At 69.2% G+C, this 19,945-nt stretch carries 12 protein-coding genes and 2 pseudogenes; 5 read left to right on the top strand and 9 right to left on the bottom strand.

Features of this window, described 5'->3' with window-relative positions; translation table 11 throughout:
- The 4 genes and pseudogenes from TR46_RS44365 to TR46_RS42445 all read right to left on the bottom strand — a co-directional run.
- A pseudogene (locus tag TR46_RS44365) lies at positions 1-753 on the bottom strand (hypothetical protein); the annotation flags it as partial.
- A 590-nt stretch (positions 754-1,343) separates the two neighbouring features.
- Positions 1,344-1,517 (bottom strand): annotated as a pseudogene (locus tag TR46_RS20515) (VOC family protein); the annotation flags it as partial.
- A gap of 59 nt (positions 1,518-1,576) precedes the next feature.
- Entirely contained in the window at positions 1,577-4,420 is a 2,844-nt protein-coding gene (locus TR46_RS20510; RefSeq protein ID WP_042403358.1) for a PKD domain-containing protein, read from the bottom strand.
- Positions 4,421-4,724: 304 nt separating this feature from the next.
- Entirely contained in the window at positions 4,725-4,991 is a 267-nt protein-coding gene (locus TR46_RS42445; protein ID WP_042403357.1) for a hypothetical protein, read from the bottom strand.
- Positions 4,992-5,198: 207 nt separating this feature from the next.
- Here TR46_RS42445 and TR46_RS20500 point away from each other — a divergent pair, with 207 nt between their 5' ends.
- On the top strand, positions 5,199-8,063 hold the full coding sequence (locus TR46_RS20500; protein ID WP_161790169.1) for a beta strand repeat-containing protein: 2,865 nt from the start codon (positions 5,199-5,201) through the stop codon (positions 8,061-8,063).
- Positions 8,064-8,985: 922 nt separating this feature from the next.
- A complete protein-coding gene (locus TR46_RS41230; RefSeq protein WP_042403356.1) occupies positions 8,986-9,189 on the top strand; it encodes a hypothetical protein in 204 nt (67 codons plus the stop codon).
- A gap of 29 nt (positions 9,190-9,218) precedes the next feature.
- Here TR46_RS41230 and TR46_RS41225 read toward each other — a convergent pair whose 3' ends face one another.
- Both TR46_RS41225 and TR46_RS20485 read right to left on the bottom strand, forming a co-directional pair.
- Positions 9,219-10,448: a hypothetical protein gene (locus TR46_RS41225; RefSeq protein WP_152626590.1), complete on the bottom strand. Its 1,230-nt coding sequence runs from the start codon at positions 10,446-10,448 to the stop codon at positions 9,219-9,221.
- Positions 10,448-11,554 carry a hypothetical protein gene (locus TR46_RS20485; protein ID WP_161790168.1) on the bottom strand — a complete coding sequence of 369 codons (1,107 nt, stop codon included), beginning with the start codon at positions 11,552-11,554 and terminating at the stop codon, positions 10,448-10,450. Before TR46_RS20485 ends, TR46_RS41225 begins: the two co-directional genes overlap by 1 nt.
- A gap of 78 nt (positions 11,555-11,632) precedes the next feature.
- On the opposite strand from TR46_RS20485, the gene TR46_RS42440 reads away from it, so the two are divergent.
- The gene (locus TR46_RS42440) at positions 11,633-11,839 is read left to right on the top strand and encodes a hypothetical protein (protein WP_161790167.1); all 207 of its coding nucleotides are present in this window, start codon (positions 11,633-11,635) and stop codon (positions 11,837-11,839) included.
- Positions 11,840-11,989: 150 nt separating this feature from the next.
- Here TR46_RS42440 and TR46_RS20480 read toward each other — a convergent pair whose 3' ends face one another.
- Together TR46_RS20480 and TR46_RS20475 are read right to left on the bottom strand one after the other, a co-directional pair.
- A complete protein-coding gene (locus TR46_RS20480; RefSeq protein ID WP_042403350.1) occupies positions 11,990-12,376 on the bottom strand; it encodes a hypothetical protein in 387 nt (128 codons plus the stop codon).
- A gap of 686 nt (positions 12,377-13,062) precedes the next feature.
- Positions 13,063-13,752, bottom strand: coding sequence for a hypothetical protein (locus TR46_RS20475; RefSeq protein WP_152626589.1), 690 nt, complete (start codon positions 13,750-13,752; stop codon positions 13,063-13,065).
- A 369-nt stretch (positions 13,753-14,121) separates the two neighbouring features.
- Here TR46_RS20475 and TR46_RS20470 point away from each other — a divergent pair, with 369 nt between their 5' ends.
- On the top strand, positions 14,122-15,747 hold the full coding sequence (locus TR46_RS20470; RefSeq protein WP_042403347.1) for a purple acid phosphatase family protein: 1,626 nt from the start codon (positions 14,122-14,124) through the stop codon (positions 15,745-15,747).
- Between the two features lie 191 nt (positions 15,748-15,938).
- Complete coding sequence (locus TR46_RS20465; protein WP_084718766.1) at positions 15,939-16,598, top strand: HAD family acid phosphatase; 660 nt, start codon at positions 15,939-15,941, stop codon at positions 16,596-16,598.
- Between the two features lie 118 nt (positions 16,599-16,716).
- Here TR46_RS20465 and TR46_RS20460 read toward each other — a convergent pair whose 3' ends face one another.
- Positions 16,717-19,770, bottom strand: coding sequence for a S53 family peptidase (locus TR46_RS20460; RefSeq protein ID WP_042403345.1), 3,054 nt, complete (start codon positions 19,768-19,770; stop codon positions 16,717-16,719).
- Positions 19,771-19,945: the final 175 nt, after the last annotated feature.

Genomic DNA, 19,945 nt, shown 5'->3' with positions numbered 1-19,945 from the left:
AGCGGGACCCCGAACAGCCTGGCCCCGACTGCGGCTACGACTCCGGCTGCGGCTCCGGCTGCGGCTCCGGCTACGCCCGCGCCCCCGCTCCTCCTCAACGACGACGCTGCCGTAGTCGTCGGCTTCGCGAATGCTCGGGGCCGGAGTGCGGTTGCGGTTGGCCCGGACCGTGCTGCGGGCGCGGCCACGGTGCTGGCTGCGGGCGCGGTAGTTGGTTTCGCGTTCCTCGGGACTGTGACTGCGCCCACTGCTGGCGTCGAGATCCGAGTAGTCGGACATGGTGAGGCCCTCGGACGGTCCCTGAGACCTCAGTTGGGGGTTGTGAGCGCCGTACTGCCTCATCAACCTGTCCTGCTCCCGGGCGTCCGGGTACCGTCCGGTGCGCATCTGCTGCCGCATCGAGATGGCCTCGGCCTGTTCCGAAGCGATCAGCGGTCGTGTCCTCCGGGTCTGGCCGGGACCGGTGAAGTGCGGAACCCGATGCCCACTGTCCACCATCGCCCTGTAGCCGGCATCCGACTGGCGGCCGGCCACGGTGCCCGTCTGCGCGTGGAACTCAGGCATGTCAGCGTAGCCCATCTGGTTGAGCACGAGTGCCGCGTACGGATTGTCCCTGTCCCGGTCGGCGATGGCGCTGTGCTGGGCATCCCGGTACTCGCGCCCGGTCATCCCGGTGCGGCCAGGGTCAGTGAGCCTGTTGCCCGTGCCTTCGTGGCTGCGGTGTGCTCTGAGGGTCTCGGGATAGGAAGGCATCTCGGCTTCCAGCCGGCGAATGGGTTGGCCTGCGGGGCCGGACGCTCCCCGCTGCATGCCGCTGCCTCGGGCACCGACGTTGAAGAGGACGGAGTGCTCGTGCTGGTGTGTACGGCCGGAGATCGGGTCCCCGTACTCCTCTTCCAGCAGAGCCGCCTCGCGAGCGCGGAATCCGTACGTCCCGCGGGCGGGTCCGGGCTGCCTGCCGGAGCGCTGCACCGGCAGGGGAGCCTGCTGTCCCTGTCCCTGACCCGTCAGGGCACGGGACACGGCGGCGTTGCCCGCCAGACGCTGCAGGGCGAGAACCGATGAGACGGCAGACGTGAAGGTGGCCTGCGGGGCGGCCGACCGGGAGGTCACTCCTGGGGCCCGCCCCGGCGAAGCCCCTTTCGGCAGCTTGCCCCGTTCCTCATGTGCCTGCACTGGCCGCTCCCTGTGCTCCCTGCGAACCGCCTTCCGAATCGCCCTCCCATGCCTACACCGCAGCCACCCTCGTTGCCGAGGTGCGCCGGGGCACTGTGGTTGCCTGTTGGGGCAACTTCCACGTTCCGCCCACGCGACCGATGAGTTCCGTCCCGCCATCGCCAGCCTCACAGGCGCAGGCGCAGGGGATGGTCGGCAGGGACCTCCACCACACAGATGCGCACGCCGTCGGGGTCGCTGACCCACATCTCCAACAGACCCCACGGCTCACGCCGGGGCTCGCGCAGTACCGGCACGTCGTGCGCGGTGAACTCGCGGTGAGCGGCGGCAAGATCGGCGATGACGTGGGGCTTGGCGGCGGTAGCGAGACCGCCGCCAAGCCCCACCGGGTCGTCGCAGTTCAGGATGAGGCTGCGAACGTCCCGTTCAGGTCCACGATCAGGTCGACCGGGGTATTGCCGCCGTTGTAGAGGACGATCGACCCGTCCGGACCGACCGGCGTCACGGCGGCGTTGGCCACCGTCTGACCGGCGGCGAAGTTCAGGCTGGACGCGTTCGGCGGTGACGCGCCGTCAGGGTACGCGCTGATGAACCCGGCGCCGGTGGTGCCGGTGACGGTCAGGTTGAGCTCCGCCGCCACCGCGCTGAGGGGAACTCCGTTCAGCCCGGCGAGATGGAGTTTGATCGACGCCCGGGCACCGAGCTTGGCGATGTGGCCGCCAGTGCCGGTGCCGTACCGGGTGTCGAGGATCTGAGCCGGTCCGGTCGGCATGATGACAGAACCTCCGGCGAAGGCCTGGTAGTAGCCGACCAGGTCCGCGACGAAGTCGACGGTGCCGGCCCCGCCGTTGGAGAGGACGACCCTGCCATCGGTCACCGGCACCACGACCAGGTTGGAAACCGTCTGCCCCGCGGCCCAGTTGGAGTTGGAGGTGCCCGGGTTGCCGTAGCCGTCGCCGTAGGCCGTCAGGGCCCCAGCAGTCTTGGTGTCCGTGGTGGCCACGTTGAGCACCACCGCAGTTGCACTGGTGGGAACGCCGTTGTGGCCGCCGACCGTCACGGTCACCGAACCACCGCCGCTGACCGGGGACTTGGCAGCTCCGGTGCCGTAGCGGGTGTCCAGCACACGCACCGGGCCGACGGCACCGTAGGTGTCACCGCTGCTGTTGGATGCCGAGCCCATCTGGTAGCCGAAGGTGTCGACGATCAGATCGATCGGCCCCGCGCTGCCGTTGTAGAAGTCCACCTCACCGTCGCTTCCGGCCGAGGCCAGAAGGCTGTTGGCGACCGTCAGCCCCCGGACGAAGTTGAGCGACGAACTGGTCGGGCGAGTGGTGCGGTCCGGGTAGACGGTGACGTATCCGCTCGCCTTGGTGTCTGTGACGGTGACCGTCACGCCGACTCCGTCCACCCCCGGGTAAGCGTCACCGAACAGACTCAGGGGCAGCTGGACGGTCCCGTGCGCCGGAACGCTGTCCACATGGCGGTTTCGACTGTCGAAGACACGCTCAGGGCCCTTCGGGATGAACTCGTCGCCTACGGTGACCGTCGTGCTGGCCGTCGAGGTGCGACCGAGTACGTCGGTGGTGACGATCTTGGCCGTGTACGTGCCTGGGTGGGCGTATGACTGGCCGAACGTGTCCTGGGTGATCGTCCTCGGCGATGTGCCGTCTCCTGGGTAGAACTGGGCGCTCTTGATCTCCCAGCGATTGGCTCCCGCGCCGAGGGTGAAGCCGGCCTCGTCGGGCCAGACCCAGACCAACGACCCGCTCGAAGCGAGGGTCGTTGCGGTGAGCGTGACGCCCGGAGCGGTGGATGTGGCCACTTGGACGGTCTGGGTCCGCTTTACGGCGTATCCGTTGACGTCGGCCGTCGTGGTGGTCGCCGTGTGGATGCCGGGTGTGCTGTACACGTGCGAGATCTGGCCGCCGCTGACCGTCTGCGCGCCGCTGCTGTCACCGAAGTCGACGGTGGTCGTGAGGGCGTCTCCCCAGCTGTCACCGGCGTTCGGGGTGACCGAGAAGGTGTACGGGGCGGCGCCCAGCGGGGTGGCCGGGCTGTAGGTCGGGGCGAGCGCGAGGGTGTCCTCGTGCTCGACCGCGCCCCGGTCCACGAATCCACTGCCCGTGCCGGTGTTCGGCGTGTTCGGGTCGTCGGCGCGCGGGCTGCCGTAGAAGTCGGCGACGGCCTCGCCGGGTGCCGACGCGTCGGCGGAGTCGATCAGCGGGGATCCTTCCGCGGGCGTCGGCGTCACGTCCGCCGTCGGGACGTCGATGTCGTGGCCTCCCTGACCGGGGACACCCGCCGCGAAGGCCGTCGCGGTCGTGTAATTCGTGGTACCCCAGGAGTAGTCGAACCGGGGTGCCACGGCTGACCACGCGTTGTATCCGACGTTCACGCCACTGGTGGAGTCCGCCGCGACCGACAGCAGCGGGAGTGCCGCACAGGCGGACGGGTCCGCGGCGTAGCCCCTGACGGCGTTGTTCTCGACCGTGACACCTGTGGAGCCGCCGGCGATGCCGATCGCGGGCTCGCAGGAAGCGCCGGCGACCGTGTTCCCTGTCACGGACAGCCCCGAGACGCCGGTGGCCGAGATCACCTGGCCGCGAGTGGTGGCCATGATGTCGTCGGCGATCGTGACCTGGCCGGCTCCCGCGGCGAGTTGGAATGTGCCGCCGGTGTTGGTGACGGCGGTCCTGGTCACCACAATGCCCGAGGACGAACCGTCGATCGCGATGCCATGCGTCGCGGCGGTACCTCCGGTGACGTCGTCTGTGTCGAAGGTGATGTTGTGGGAGCCCGTCACGTCGATCCCGGAGCTCAGGTTGCCCTGGACCGTGATCCCACTGATGCGGACGTCGTGCACATCAGCCAGGGTGAGGACCGTCGCCGTGGACCCCGAGTTCTCGATCGTCACCGGTGTGTTCCAGTTGACGTCGGAACGGGGCGTGGCTGACTCGAAGGTGATCGGGGCGCCCGGATTTCCGGAACGCGAGAGGGTCGCCGGGCCCAGATAGATACCCGGCTCAACAAGGACGGTCTGTCCGGGATTCACGGCGTTCGCGGCTGCCTGAATGGTGCAGAAGGGTCGGGCTTCAGTGCCCGGTCCAGCGTTGTTGCAGAAGGAGGACGTGCTCACGTAGAGGTCGGTCGGCTGGACGGCGGTGGCCGTGGCCACCGGGGTCAGGCCGCCGCCGGCGAGCAGCGCCGCGGCCGTGATGGCGACTTTGCGCCTGAAATTCATGAATGTCCCCAATTCCCGCCAGGCGGGAACAAGTCGGGCAGGAATTTCGCATGGTCGAATTCCACGAAGGTCGCGAGGATGCTACTCCCGGCCCGAACGCTCCGAAGCGGCATTTCGCCCCTGGGGCAAAAGGAGAGCGGCCTCGCCTGTGGCCTTCGTCACAGGCGAAGCCCAGGCGACGGATGGGACCCGGCCCCGGCCTGATCCACCTCCGAGTCCCGGCGTGGCCACTCCTCTCCCCAAGGTGCCGGGGCCGCCTCGTTGAGAGGGCGGCTCCGGCCGGTGTTGGCTGTGGCGAGGGTTGCTACTGGCCGGTCCAGTCGCCGATGACGGGGACGCTGCCGGTCGCGCCGTAGGCGACGGAGTGGTCGGTGGTGTTGGTTGTGGTGGTGTTGTTGAAGTAGAGGGTGTTGTTGCCGGGTCGGTAGACGCCGGGGTCACGATGCCGTCGCTGTTCCAGTCGGGCGGCCAGGGGGATGTCGCCGGGTTGCCGGTCCGGGGGCAGTCGGCATCCGATGCCATGGGCCTGCAGCAACCGGACCTGGCCGGCGCTGGGGTGGTGCCCGAGCATGGTGCGGGTGTCCGGAAGCCCGTGGATGATCGGCGGTGTGGGCGATCTGCTGACAAGAGTGGTTTTTTCACCCTCCGATATCGCAGTCCCCAGCTTGACCTGCGCGGATCCACATCCGATGCACGGCGGCCCGGTGTAGCCGCGCCGTATGTGCATGAGCATGATGGTGCACTGCCTCATCCATCCATGCGCCACCAAGGGGAAGCAGTGCCAACCCGTTCCATAGCCGCTTCGGCGACTCTTGCGGTCGCCGTCGCGGCCTGCCTGGCCGTTGTCCCGAGCACTGCCCACGCCGACGGCTCGACGATCTACGTGAGCAACCGGGCCACCGCGAACTGCTCGGACAGTGCCGCTGACGCCGGCTCCCAGGCGCAGCCCTACTGCACCCTGCAACCCGCGGTGGACGCCGCGCAACCGGGGGACACGGTGGCCGTCCTCGGCGGCAACTACCTGCCGGTGGACATCAGGACCTCAGGCTCGGCGAGCGCCCCGATCACCATCGCTCAGCAGGGCAAAGTCTTCGCGGACATCGTTGTACCCGCCGGTGGTACGACAGCCGCCATCACCTTCGACCATGTGCACAACGTCACCGTGCGCGGGTTTTTCGTCGGCAGCAACGGTGCATCATCACCCGTGGTGGCTGTCAGCGGTTCCCATGGCGTCACGCTGGACGGAGACCGCGTCGATGGTGATGATTCCCCGTCCGCCGTCGCCGTTGACGGTTCGAGCAGCGATGTGACGCTGAGCCGTGACGAGGTGGATTCGCAGCCAGGTGGAGCGGGTGCAGTCATCGCTGCAGGGGCTGCCGGGACGGTGGTCACCGCTGACCGTTTCTACTATTGGCGCGGTGTGCCCTTGCAAGTGAACGGCGCTACCGGCACCGACGTGGTCGGCAACACCTTCGACGACCAGAGCGGATGCAACACCGCGCTCGTCCTCTCGGGGACCTCGACCGACACGACCGTCGAGAACAACGCGATCCTGCTCGGGGACAACGGCGGGTGCAGTGGCTACGGCACCAGCACCCCGGTGATCGTCTCAGCCGGCGCCGCCGGGAGCACCACCCTGGACTTCAACACCGTCGAGGACCGTGACACGGCGAGTGCCTTCTACAACTGGGCCGGCACCTCGTACGCGACACCCGCGGCACTGGATGCCGGCACCGGGCAGGGTGCCCACGACACCGACTTCCGGACGACCGTTTCGAGCGATGTGCTGGCGCCGCTGATCGACTCGGCCAACGCCGACGCGCCCGGAGAGACGGTTACCGACGGCAAGGGCCACTCCCGCGTGGACGACCCCCTGGCGGCCGATACCGGGAGCGGAGCCTTCAGCTACTACGACCGCGGTGCGACCGAGACCCAGGATCCGTACGCGGCGGTACCGACGGTGTCGGTCGCCGAGGGTCCGGCCCCGTTGACCGAGACGGTATCGGCCGTCGAGAGCAATCCCTGGCACACCCGGATCGCCAGTTACACCTTCGACTTCGGCGACGGCAGCACCCCGGTGACGACCAGCTCTCCTAGCACTGCGCACACGTACACCTCAGTCGGCAACTACCGGGTGAGCACCACCGCGACTGCGGCCGACGGCACGGTGTTCACCAGTACGAAGCAGGCATACGTGACCGCCGCCAAGACCGCGCCCCTGGTGCCCTCCCTGTCGCTCAGCCATGCGTACGGCATGAGCAGTCTCACTGTGCGCACCGACGCCACGGCGACCACCGACGACTGGAGCATCACGGACCACACCGTGGACTTCGGCGACGGCACCGCGCCGGTCGACCTCGGCGCCGCCTTCGGCGGAGTCACCAACCACACGTACGCCGCGCCGGGCACCTACACCGTGACCCTCACCTTGCAGGACGCCGGTGGCCGGACTGCGGACACCACCAGCACGACCACGGTGGGCAGCGTTTTCGTCCCCTTCGGTCCCACGCGCATGCTGGACACCAGGACTGGGCTCGGCGCGCTCAAGGCCAAGGTCGGCGCGGGCGGAGTGGTGAGGCTCAAGGTGGCCGGAGCAGACGGGATCCCCAGCAGCGGGGTCTCGGCGGTCACCCTCAACCTGACCGGTGTCAACGCATCGGCCGGCACCTATGTGACCGCTTATCCGGACGGTGGGTCCACCCCCACCGCTTCGAACCTCAACCTGGTCGTCGGCCAGGTGACCCCAAACCTCGCCACCGTACGCGTGGGCGCCGACGGGTACGTCGACCTCTACAACCATGCGGGGACGGTCGACCTGGTCGCCGACGTCGAGGGCTACTACAGCACCTCCGCGCCGGTCGACACTGCTGGCGCCGGGTTCGACAGGGCCACCGCGTTGACTCGGGTACTGGACACCCGCAACGGCACCGGCACGGGCAAGGGCAAGGTCCTCGCGGGTGGCGTGGTCACCGTGCAACTCCCGACGGGCAGTTACACCAACGCCTCGGCGGTGCTGCTGAACCTGACCGCGACCGATACCTCTTCCGCCGGCTGGGTCGGTGTGGAGCCCAGCACAGGCGGGGTCCCCGCCTCGTCGGCGCTGAACTTCACGACGGGTCAGACCACGTCCAACCTCGTGGTTGCGCCGGTGAACAGTTCGGGCCAGGTGCAGTTCTACAACCGCACGGGCAGTGTGGACCTGGTGGCCGACCTTGAGGGCACCACCGTCTCCGACCCGACCTCTGCGGTTGCAGCCACCGCCGCGGCGCAGGCGGGCGCGCCCTACTTCCCGGTCTCCCCGACCCGGGTACTGGACACTCGCAACGGCACCGGGGCGGTACAGCGGGCACTCGGCGCGAACAGCACGCTCGCGGTCGCGGTCGCGGGAGTGCAGGGGATTCCGGCCGGTGCCACGGCCGTAGTGCTGAACCTGACCGGGGTGGGGGCCACGTCCGCCACCGGTCTGACGGTGCGCGCAGACGGGACCTCCGCGACCCTCGGTTCCGACCTCACTCTCGCCGCAGGCGCGACGCGCGCGGATCTGGTCATGGTGCCGGTGGGTGCGGACGGGAAGATCGAGATCGCCAACAGTGCGGGCAGCGTCAACGTGGTTGCGGACATCGAGGGCTACTGCATCGGCTGATCACCACGCGCCCCTTCACACCAGGGCGGGCCTGCCCGGGACCGGCCAGGTCCGCCCTGGTGTGAAGGGCGCACCGGGGGAGGCCGATCGTCATGGACGAGCGGGGCAAGCACAGGTCAGAGCAGTATCGACGTTCGTCGATACTGGCTGTTTTTGATTCTTTGCGTACTCCTATTCGCCCGGTGACGGGAACAGTTGGGGCGACTGTCGCGATGGTGCTCCCACGTGCGCGGGGGGTGCCCCTGGCGGTGGTGTTCACGGTGGTGGGGATCTGGGTGAGTCGGACGGCGTAGGTGACGGCCCGCGGTGCCGGGTTCGCGCTCTGCGAGCCATCGGCATCGTCGCGCACCCACGGAGTGGGTGGGCCGTGGACAACCCGCGTGAGATGAGGGTGAGCCCGGGCAGCCCGAACCCGCCGCCAACGGCGTTGCCCTTGCTCGGCGATCCGGTCAGGGCCAGGGCGCGGCGGTCGGCGACCTGGCCCGGGTCGAGGCCGCCATCCCGGGGAGCGTCACTGGTGGGACGTTGATGTACGTCTCTGGCCTACTTGTGCATCTTTCAGATGATCTTCCATCGCGGTCCGGCTTCGATTCGCCCTGGGGATGGCAGCGAAGGGGTGTGGAGTGCCATCAGATGACGAAGCGTCAGTGGGGCAATTCGGGTCTATGCCTTCTTCGAGTAACGGTACGTCACACCGCGAACACCCGAATGGACGTCGGGTTGCGAGCGGGGGCACGTAGCTGGTGCTCGGACTGACGGGGGGCGGTTCGGATGGCAGGGTCCACGAACGAAGCCGACTGCGCGACCAGGGGCTGCCGCTGACCACGCGTGCCGAACTCGAAGCGGCGCTGAAGGTGTCCGGCAGCAGCGAGCCCTACTGCATCGACCACGATCCGGCCGACCCCTGGACGTCTTCGCTCTCATGTGGGACGAGTTCGACGAGCTCTGGGTCATCGGCGTCGCGAAGAAGGACGTCCAGCCGACCATTCACCTCCGCTTCACCGACGAGGCCGAAGCCTGCCGCTACGTCTTCGAACTGCTCACCCGCCCACCGTCCCTGCCCCAACGCCTCACCGCAGCCCAATGGCACGCCCTGCGCGGAGACCGCCGCGTCCGACCCTTGTGACAGCTCAACTTGAGTTCGGTGCGCTCGCGTCAGCTTGTTGCCGCGTGGAGCAGTCGGGTCACGGTGCCGGAGAAGCCGGGGGCCCGGATCAAGCGGCAGGCGTTCGTCCAGGTGTCGGTGTTTTCGCCCAGGTGCTGATCGGTCAGGTCGGTGATCGCCTTGCACAACAGCGCTGAGCCCCTGGTGTCCTGCTCGGTGATCACGCACTGCAGGGGGTGATGGCGCGCGATGCCGGGGAGTTGCGCCGCGTCGCGCAGGACGAGGTCAGCCGGGTGGGCCAGTTCGAGGACGTCCTGCGCGCCGACCCCGTCGGGTCCGGCGTAGCCCAGAGGCACGGCGAGGGACAGATCCGGTTTGATCGGGAGCTCGCGCAGCAGAGCCCGGCCTGTGTGGCGGTCGGTCAGCAGGCGAGACCACACGAACTGGTCCCGCCAGTGCATTGCGGCGTGTCGGCGGACGTCGGGTGGGCAGTGGGGGTGGCCGACCACCGTGGGGCCGTGCCGTAGCAGCTCAGCGTCGTTTCGCTGCGCCGCCGTTCTGACTGCATCCCAGTCGACCGCGAATGCCGGCTCGTCGGGTTCGGGATCGTCCTCGGTCGCATACGTCCGGAAGAGGAAGTCCCGCGCGCGACGTTCGGGTACCAGGGCATTGCGAAGCGCGGCCGCGTTCTGGTGGTCCACGGAATCCTGGAAGGCGGTGCGTACCCCGTCCAGCAGTGGAGCACCGTCGGCTTGCAGGACCTGTGTGAGCAGGTCGTAACGGTCGGCTCGCGCCAGGAGCAGGCCGGATTCGAGCTGTTCGAGGGCATCGAGGTGAATGCGCTCGCGGTCGTAGCCCGGGGCCGGCCAGTCCGGAAGCAGAGCCCGGAGCCGCAGCAGCGGATCGGCCGTGTACAGGAATTCCCGGGGGACCGGCTGCCCTGCGAACGGCCAGGGGATCTCGCCGTGACGCCAGGCGGTCAGGAACGGCGGCACGGGTCCGTGGGCCAAGAGCCACGTCACGGTCTGCCCGCTGACGCTGAACCAGTCGCGGGGCAGCACCTCGTCGTCGTGCCACAGCAGACGCTCGATCGAACGCTTGCCGTCTTCCTCGTACTCCTCGTCCTTCGCGAGTTTTTCGAGGGTCCGTCGGATGTCGAAGTGCTTCGACCACACCTCTTCCCGAAGCACCCCACCCGGCGAGAGATGGCCCAGGCGCTCGGCCACTTCGTGCATCAGGTCGGTGGACCGGGCGAAGTACAGCAACGATGGCAAGGTCATCAAGGACACCACGGCCCGGCCTGGTCAGCTGGTTGGTCGGTCGGCCGTTCGGGCAGCTTGAGGTCGTAGGCGACGCGGTGTCGCACCTTGAAGCTTCCCCTGATGTTCGCCGTGCGCGGTCCAGCAGCCGCAGGATCTACGTGGGTCCCCTTGTGCGCGAGGGCTTCACGCAGTCCAAGGCGGACGACTGGGGCGGAGAGCTCCTTGGGGTGGCTGCGGTGGCGATTCGCGCACACCAGCGTCACCTCCGCCCGGTCGACGATGATGGTCGCGCCCTGCACCGGCCCGCACAGCGGGCAGGCGACGAACTTCCTGGTGTCGGCCGTGCCCACCGACGCCGCGGTCCAGACTTTCCCGGACACGTTGACGGTCAGCGTGCCGGCCGGCTCCGGCGCCGGTCGGAGCCCGGTCTCGTCAATTCGGGACAGCCGGTCGGAGAGCCAGGGCAGCAGCGCGACCATGACCGACGGTCCTAGCGGGAGGTACGGCCGGTCCTGGCCGATGTGCCAGTCCGGCACTATCAGCCTCGAGTACAGCTCGTGGACCGACGGGCGACCGACCGCGTCACCGGGCACCGCGCCCGTACGGTCGGTCCAGAGCAGCGCATCCATGATCCGGTACTTGAGCTTCTGCGGCTCTCCGTCATCGGAGTCGGCGATCTGCTGGACCGCCTGCTTCAGCGCGTTGCGAATCGCCTGGACCGGCACCATCGCGGGCGCGTTGATCGTCTCATCCGCCAGCGCGTACACAGTCAGTGCCAGGCACTCGAGTCGGTCCTGCGCGTACTCGTCGGCTTCGACTTCCTGCCAGGCCGGCGCGAGCAGCCGCGCGGCCTGCCTGGCCGCGGCGTGCCAGACGACTCCGGCATCCGGATACAGGAGGTAGCTCAGCGCCTCGCTCAACGGCGTCACCGGATCTGGCACCGCGGGCCCAGCTGGCCCCGCGAGTACTCGCGTCCGGCCGGCCGGCGCGGGCGGCGCCGGCGGCACGTCGACGAACTGGTCGAGGCTCGCCCGGTCCAGCGACGTCGTGAAGCGGCGCAACCACCATCGCCGGCCCGAGCGCTCGGCTGCGGTCGGACGGACTCTCCCCTCGAAGGCGAGCATGTCCCTGCGCTGCCACTCGCCGTCCAGGAGTCTGAGCCGCTTGTGTCTGCGGTCCGGGACCGGAAACCGGATGTGCTCGTGGAAGGACGGATCGAAGAGGCGCGACATGCCCGGCCAGTGGACCACCAGCGGCCCGCTGAGTTCGAGGTCGTACTCGCGGCTGAGCCTCATCGTCAGGTGTCGCTCGGTTCCTGGCAGGCTCCGCACGAAGACGTCCGTGCCGTCGTCGATCACCACGACGGGATACAGCTGTGGGAAGGCCACGCGCGGCTCGATGTGGTGTGACATCCACACCCCCGTCAACGGCCCGGACGGTGCCGTGGCGCACAACTGCGCAAAGTCCTCGTAGCTGTAGCGGCCGCGATCGTCGAGTTCGCGGAAGAAGTCGCAGGTGAAATCGGGGTGGAAGTGCGAGAATCCGAGCCTCTGCATCGATCAGCCCTGCTTGCGCAGGTCGGCCGGCATGACCGTCGCGGCCCTGGCGGTGAGTTCTCGGTATGTCATGCCCTTGAACGCACCCGACACGTTGAAGCGGATCCTTGCGACGACCTCACCGGACGGGTCCTCAAGGCGGAAGTTGATGGTCTTGACCTCCGCGCGGTCGATCTCCACGACGTATTCGGCGCGACGCGCCCTCGCCCGGAAACCGGGCACGATGCGGACCCACCGCGCGAGACGCCCGCCGACCACCGTGTACCGACCCTCCCAGAGGGTGCCCATGTGCGGCGAGTCGGGCCGCTGGAGGAGGCGGGACGGCTTCGCCTCCTCCAGGCGCCGCAGCATTTCCAGGTGTTCCCGCGAGTAGTGGTCATAACGGGGCATCAGTCCGCTCCACCCCTTCCCGGTTCATGCCGGTATCGGTTCCGGGACTCTACCGCAGGAGGCGATTTCCAAACCGATGAGCACGGCCGCCGCCCGAACTGCCGTGCGCAAGCGGTGGTCTCCGGGGGAGGCCGTCTCTACCCTGTCGGCATGTGTCGATACGCGAGGCCCTACAAGGGGCACTACGTCTGTCTGCCGTGCCGGGCATCCTTCAAGCAGGACGCCACCCCGTCACGTGATCACAGGTGCCCTCGCTGCGGGCAGATCATGATCAATGCAGGCTTTGACGTTGCGATCCCGCGTCGAAGAGACGGGTCGGCGTGGCGAGCACTGGAGGCGACGCTGCAAGCTGGCCTGACCTTCCACTCCTGCGGGTGCGGCGGGCCAGGCTTCCGACCCCGCAGCAGCGCCGAGGTGCGGGAGCGGCGCAAGGTCGCCAGTAGGCTCGGACTGCCGGACGGGGTGGTACTCAAGCGCTATGACCCTCTTGAGCCGGAGTGGGAAGAGACGCACCTCTGAGGACCAGTCGGCGTGCAGGCTGTGTGCGTGCCCTTCGCCCGGCTGGGCTCATCACGGAACCGGGTCCAATGAGTCGGCTGTGGGTGCGGCGGTGGCCGCGTACCGGTTCATGGCGGACACCGGCAGGAGACGCAGCAGTCAGGTAACGACGTCAAGCTCACGGCTCACTAATCGGCGGCTGGCTCGCCCTTGATGATGACGAAGGGGATACTGCCCAGTTCCGCTGCAATGTGATTGCGGAGGGCGGTGGAGGTGGTGCCTGCCTGGTTGGTGTCGAGTTCGATGCCGGACTCGTCCTGGACCGAGCCGATTTGGTAGACCGGGTACCCGGCGATCGTCGGCCCGGAGGCTATCAGTTTGGCGGCGGCGGCCTGCAGGGTGCGTTGGGAGTAGCGGCAGCGGTAGATGTCGAGCCGGGTGAGGTCTTTGGTCGGGTCGGCCTGCTTGGCCGCCTGGGCCAGCTCCTTGCCGCGCGCGGGGTCGGTGACGCAGAGCGCGACCCGCCCTGCGGGGTAGTCGGTGATGGCCGTGCCCCAGATGTCCGTGTACGCGCCGAACTCCTGTTTGTTCAGGGCCTGGACGAGCGCTTCGGCCTGCGGCGTGTTGCCCGGTGTCGCCGTCGATGACGGTGCGGCTTCGCTGGTCCACTGGGAGGGGGTCGGGCACGACTTGCCTGTGCTGGGACTCGGGATCGCGCTCGTGGACGTGGTCACAGAACTGGGGGCCTGCTCTGTCGCCACCGCCTGCGGAGGAGCGGTTGCGGCGGTCGCCGCCCCCTGTTGCTGCGCGGGTGCGGCGCAAGCGGTGACAGCGACCAGTACGCCCGAACACATCGCCAGGACAATGGTGCGACGCATGACTTTTCCCTCGTCCAGTTTGGTTTGCGGCAGTGCCTATGCGACGCGGTGGCGCGTTGTACGGTTCCGGCAGGACCCTGGGCCAGTGGGGCCGTGAGTGAGCCCGGCCTGGAGGGCGGATGAGAAGAAGAGCCACAGTCCACTGACAGGCTCGGGGTTCCCGGACCCGCCACCGCACCGCCGACAGGGACGTGACCAGCGCCGGGAGGGCGGTGACGCGGGACGGCCGTGGGTGAAGGCGGGCTGAACGGGCGGTCGTGGGTGTGATGAGACGTCAGGTGCATGGCTGGGCGAAAGGCCTCATTCACTGTGCCGTCACCGGCGGGCAGCAGGGTTGGGCGGTCCGCTGCGCCTGCCTGGAGGAACACCATGGACTCACAGCACGAATCCGCAGGGGAGCCCGGAGGGCTCTCACGCCGTCACGCCCTCGGACTTCTGGGCACCGCAGGGGCCGGGGCGGTGGCCGTGCCGCTGCTCGGAGCCGGAACCGCCGAGGCGGCGACCGGGGAGGTCGGCGCGGCAGGGACGGCCGGGTCCGGATCCACCGCCTTCATCCCGACCCTGGACGGCGCAGGCGCGCCGCCGGTGCAGGGGCTGCACCTGACCTTCGGCGCGGACCCGAGCAGCCAGATGGTGGTCTCCTGGATCACCGACGGCGCGGTCGACAGGCCCCGGGTGCAGTACGGCACGCTCCAGGGCGGCTTCGGCTCCAGCGCGAGCGCGCGGACCCGCACCTATGTCGACGGCAAGTCCGGCCGCACGGTGTACGTGCACCACGCCGAGCTGAACCGGCTGAAGCCCGCCACCGACTACGTCTACCTGGTGTCGCACCGCGGCACCACGCCGGACAGCGGCAACTTCCGCACCGCGCCCCGCGGCCGGGCACCGCTCACCTTCACCAGCTTCGGCGACCAGGCGACCCCGGAGGTGACCTGGACCGCCGCCGGCCCCTCCGGCATGGACGCCAACTCCACGCCCGCCTCCAAGGACATCGTGGCCGGCATCGAGCAGGTCGCACCGCTGTTCCACCTGCTCAACGGCGACCTCTGCTACGCCAACCTGGACGTGGACCGGGTCCGTACCTGGAACAACTTCTTCACCAACAACTCCCGTTCGGCCCGCTTCCGTCCGTGGATGCCGGCGGCCGGCAACCACGAGATCGAGAGCGCCAACGGCCCCATCGGCCTGGGCGCCTACCAGGCCTACTTCTCGCTGCCCTCGACCGAGACCGACGCCGAACTGGCGGGTCTCTACTACGCGTTCACCGCAGGATCGGTCCGGGTGATCGTGCTGCAGAACGATGACAACTGCCTTCAGGACGGCGGTGACATCTACATCAGCGGCTACTCGGGCGGACGTCAGTTGTCTTTCCTGGAACGGGAGTTGAAGGCCGCCAGGTCCTCCCGCGAGATCGACTGGATCGTCGTCGCGATGCACCAGGTGATGATCAGCTCCTCCGACGCCAACGGCGCCGACCTGGGCCTGCGCCAGAAGTACGGCCCGCTGTTCGACCGGTACGGCGTGGACCTGGTGGTCTGCGGCCACGAGCACAACTACGAACGCTCGCTGGCGGTCCGGGGCGTGGTCTCCGGCAGCGAGACGCTCACCCCCAACCCGGCCTCCACAGCGACCGACGACATCGACTCCGACCTCGGCACGGTGCACATGGTGCTGGGCGGCGGCGGTGTGTCGGGCACCACCAACCAGTCGTTCTTCAAGGACGGCAGTGCCAAGGTGATCACCGCCGTCTCGGCTACCGCGGGCTCCAACGGCAAGCGCACCTCGACCTACGTCAAGGAGCAGGCGGTCTGGGCCGGGGTCCGGGACACCGAACACCCCTACGGCTTCGCGGCCTTCACCGTCGACCCGGGCCGCCACCCGGGCGACACCACCCGGCTCCGGGTGACCTACTACAACGTCAACATGCCGCACGGGAACCTCTCGGTCTTCGAGCAGTTCACCATGCACCGCAAGCGCTCGGACGGCCACGGCTGACCGGCTGACGCTCCTTCAGGCCCGGCCCCTGACCCGTCCAGGCGGGTCAGGGGCCGTTCTGCTCACGGGACTTACCCGGGAGTAAGATGTCATGAGCGAATCAGACGACGGCCATCTCCGCGTTCTTCGGAGTTCCGCCGGGACCGGAAGCGTGCGGACTCCGAGCCGTCTTGAGAGAGGGACCACCGGTCATGGCCACGAATGCCGCACGCCGCCCGATCGCCGCCGTCGCGACCGCCGCCGCCTGCGCCGCCGCGCTGAGCCTGGGCCTCGCCGGCCAGGCCGCCGCCTCGGCGCCGGTGCGCAGCGCCGCCGTCGCGAGCGCCAGTGCCGGCGCCGCTACCAGCGCCGGCACGGTCAGCTACGCCACCTGGCTCGCCGACGTCAGTACGGCGACCGCCCCGGCCCAGGCCTACCTGCAGCAGCGCGTCGCGGCGGCCTCCTTCAGCGGGAAGCCCGCCATCGTGCTGGACATCGACAACACCTCGCTGGCCTCCTACTTCAACCCGTCCAGCTACCCGGTCCCGGCCACCCCGCCGGTCCTCGCGCTGGCGCAGTACGCCACCGCGCACGGGGTGAAGGTCTTCTTCGTCACCGGCCGGCCCGACCTGATCGACCTGGTCAGCAAGTACAACCTGACCTCGGTCGGCTACACCGTCGACGGCCTGTACAGCCGCAACCCGCTGCAACTGCTGGAGTCGCTGCAGTCCTTCAAGACCGCGGCCCGCAAGCAGATCGAGGCCGACGGCTACGACGTCGTCGCCAACGTCGGCAACAGCGCGAGCGACCTGGCCGGCGGCTACGCCGACGCCACCTTCAAGCTGCCGGACTACGACGGCCTGCTGGACTGAGCCGGCAGCACCGACGGCGAAGGCCCTGCCGACCGGATCACCGGTCGGCAGGGCCTTCGCTGCTCACTCTCCGCTGTTCCGCTGTCCCGCGGTTCGCTGTCCAGCGCTCAGCGGGGTGTCACATGTAGTAGCCGAAGACGTCGGCGATCACATGGGTGGTGGCGTTGACGTACAGGTCGACCTTGCCGTCGGCGCCGACCGGGACGATCACCTGGTTGGGGATCGGGTTGCTGTTGGACCAGTTGAGGTTGGACGACCCGGGACGCGCGCTGCCGTCGGCCCAGGCGGTGAGGTAGCCGCCGGTCGCGCCGCCGACCACGGTGACGTTCAGGACCACGGCCTTGATGCCGGTGGGGACCCCGGCGCGGCCGGTGACCTGCAGGGCGACGGAGTTGCCGCCGGCCAGCGGGGTGGTGGTGCCGACGCCGACCATGGCGCGGGTGTCCAGCAGCCGGGTCGGGGTGGTGCCGGTGAACGAGCTGCCGCCGGCGTCGGCGCTGAAGTAGCCGAAGACGTCGGCGAGCACATCGCCGGTACCGGCCACCTTGATGCTGACGTTGCCGTCGGCGCCGACCGGGACGATGGCCAGTCCGGCGATGACGGTGTTGGCGGCCGACCAGTTGACGTTGGAGACGGTCGGGACGGCGCTGCCCTCGGGGTAGGCGGCCAGGTAGCCGGCGCTGCCGGTGTGGACCGCGGTGAGGTTGAGCACCACGGCCTTGGCGGTGGCCGGGACGCCGTTCAGGCCGTCGACCTTGAGGCTGATCGTGCCGTTGGTCACCGGGGTGCTGGTGCTGACGCCGACCGCGGAGCGGGTGTCCAGGATCCGGGTCGGGGTCTGCGTGCTGAGGGTCAGCCCGCTGGTGTCATTGGTGTAGTAGCCCTGGACGTCGGCGATGACCTGGGTGGAGCCGGCCACGAAGAAGTCCACCGCGCCGTCCGCGGCGACCGGGACGGTCACCAGGTTGGCGATGGTCTGGCCCTTGACCCAGTTCAGGTTGGACGTCTTGGGACGGGTGGTGCCGTCGCCCCAGGCGGTCAGGTAGCCGGGACCGGTGGTGCCGGTGACGGTCACGTTGAGGACCACCGAGGTCACCCCGGTGGCCGGGATGCCCGCGTTGCCCTCGATCTGGACGCCGGTCATGCCGTCGGCCGGCACGATGGAGCCCGTGCGGGTGTCCAGCAGCCGGGTCGGCGTGACCGCGTGGTACGTGCCGGAGCCGGTCGCCGGGGCCGTGAGCGAGCCGCAGAGGCTGGTGGTCAGCGCCGCCGCCTTGGGCTCACCGAGCCCGGTGGCCAGGTCGTAGCCGGTACCGGCGCTGTAGCCGCCGTTGCCGATGTCGTTGCTGCCAATGGTGATGTCGGAGAAGTCGGCCGCGTAGCTGCTCCTGGCCGCCGCGTAGAGCGCGGGGTTGATGAAGCCCAGCGGACCGTTGGCCTTGCAGGCGCTCTGGGTGTCGGCGATGGCGGTCAGTGCCGCCCAGGTCGGAGCCGCGCCACTGGTGCCGCCCAGCCTGCCCCAGCCGCCGCCGGAGTAGAGCGCGTAGCCGTTGGCGGGGTCCGCCAGCGCCGCGACGTCCGGGACCTGGCGGCAGGTGGACGTGCTGGTGGCGCCGCAGGGGGTGGCGGTGTAACCAGCGCCGGTGAAGCCGGACTGGTAGTCCAGTCCGCTGCCGTTGGGCACGCTCCAGACGGAAACGCCTCCGCCGGAAGCACCGTCCCCGCTGTTCCAGGTGGAACGGGCCGAGGCGGGACTGCCGGTGAGGTTCGTGCCGCCGACACCGGTGACGAACGGCTGGCCTGCCGGGTCGTCGGCCGAGGCGGTGAGCACATCGCTGGTTCCGGTCTTCGTGGCGCAGTCGCTCGCGCCGTCGTCGCCCGAGGCGGCCAGGACCGTCTGGCCCTGTGCCGCGGCCTCCATGAAGTAGTAGTTCTCGGCGTTGATCAGCGCACCCGAGGTCTCCAGCTCGCAGCCGCCCCAGCTGGTGGACAGCACCTGGGCGCGGTCGTCGACGATCATCGCCTGGTAGACGTGCTCAAGGTTGTCGTCCGTGAAGGCGGTGTTCGGGGTCGCCTTGCCGTTCGCGTCCAGGACGGTCGCGTCCGGGCCCTCGTAGTCGATGATCGAGGCGCCGGGCGCCAGTCCGACCACGTCCTCGATGTCCAGCAGCGACTCGATGCCGATGTTCTGGTCGGGATTGGGCGCGACCTTCGCACCGCCGTCGACCTTGTAGGTGCTGACCGCGGCCTTGGTGCCGTAGCAGGACTGGTAGGCCGCGACGTCTGAGGAGGAGAAGCCCTCCAGTTCGAGCAGGCCGATGGTGACGCCGCTGCCGCTGGTGGAGGTGTGTTCCATCCCGTACGACGCGGCCAGGTTGCCGGCGCTGTAGTACCCGTGGCCGTCGCTGCCGAGGCTGCTCAGCGCCTGGGTGCCGGCGCTGCACAGCTGCGGACCGCCGGTGGTGGTCCGGGAACTCACTGCGCCGGCCGTGCTCGTCGAGGTGGGCGCCGTGGCGGCGGTGCTGAGGCTGCCGTGGCTCGCGTGCACCCGGATCAGGCTGTCCATGCCGGCGACGCCCGAGACGTACCCGGCGATGTTCCCGGCGAGCTGCGGGGCCGTGCTGTTGGCGTAGCCGGTGCTGCCGTCCTTCAGCCGGTAGCCGGCGAAGCTGGTGCCGAAGGCGTGCGCGGCGGTGGCGAGGGTGGTGGTGACCGGGATCGACAGGCCGTCGGCGCTGACCTTGCCCGGGTTGAGGCCCTCGGCCTTGAGTGAGGCGGTGACCTTGGCGACGGTGTCCGCGGTCGGGCCGAAGGCGGCCGCGAACTGACCCTTGGCCAGGTAGTGGTGGTACTGGGCGCTGCCCTTGGTGGACACGGCGGCGACGAACGCCTTCAGGGCCGCGGTGTCCCGGGGCTCCAGGCCGACGCTCAGCGTGAGGTGGGTGCCCCCGGCGGGCGCGCCGGTCCGGACCGCGCCGACGGGAATGCGCGCGGCGGCGCCGACCCGCTGGGGCACGGCCGACCCGGCGCTCGTCCCGGACGGGCCGGACGGGCCGAACGAGGCGGCGCCGGCCGCGGTGGTGCCGACGAACAGGGCGGCAGCGGCGGTCGCGGCTATCAGCGCGACCTTTCCGGCATGTCCGCCCAGGGCGGCATTGACCCTTCTGGGCATGCAGATACTCCTCGAAAATGACGTCGCGTCATGCATCGAGACCGAATGGAGTTCGCTGGTGCGTCTGGACGGCACCGGAACATCCCCCGTGCAGAACGAACTGGAAGCACTTTCTATCAGGGCTTCTCGAACGTATTAGCCCTGGTCGGGTGTTTCTGCGACTTCGTTATGACAC

The sequence above is a fragment of the Streptacidiphilus carbonis genome, assembly GCF_000787775.1.
GTDB lineage: Bacteria > Actinomycetota > Actinomycetes > Streptomycetales > Streptomycetaceae > Streptacidiphilus > Streptacidiphilus carbonis.
This window is presented reverse-complemented; position numbering and strand designations above follow the sequence as displayed.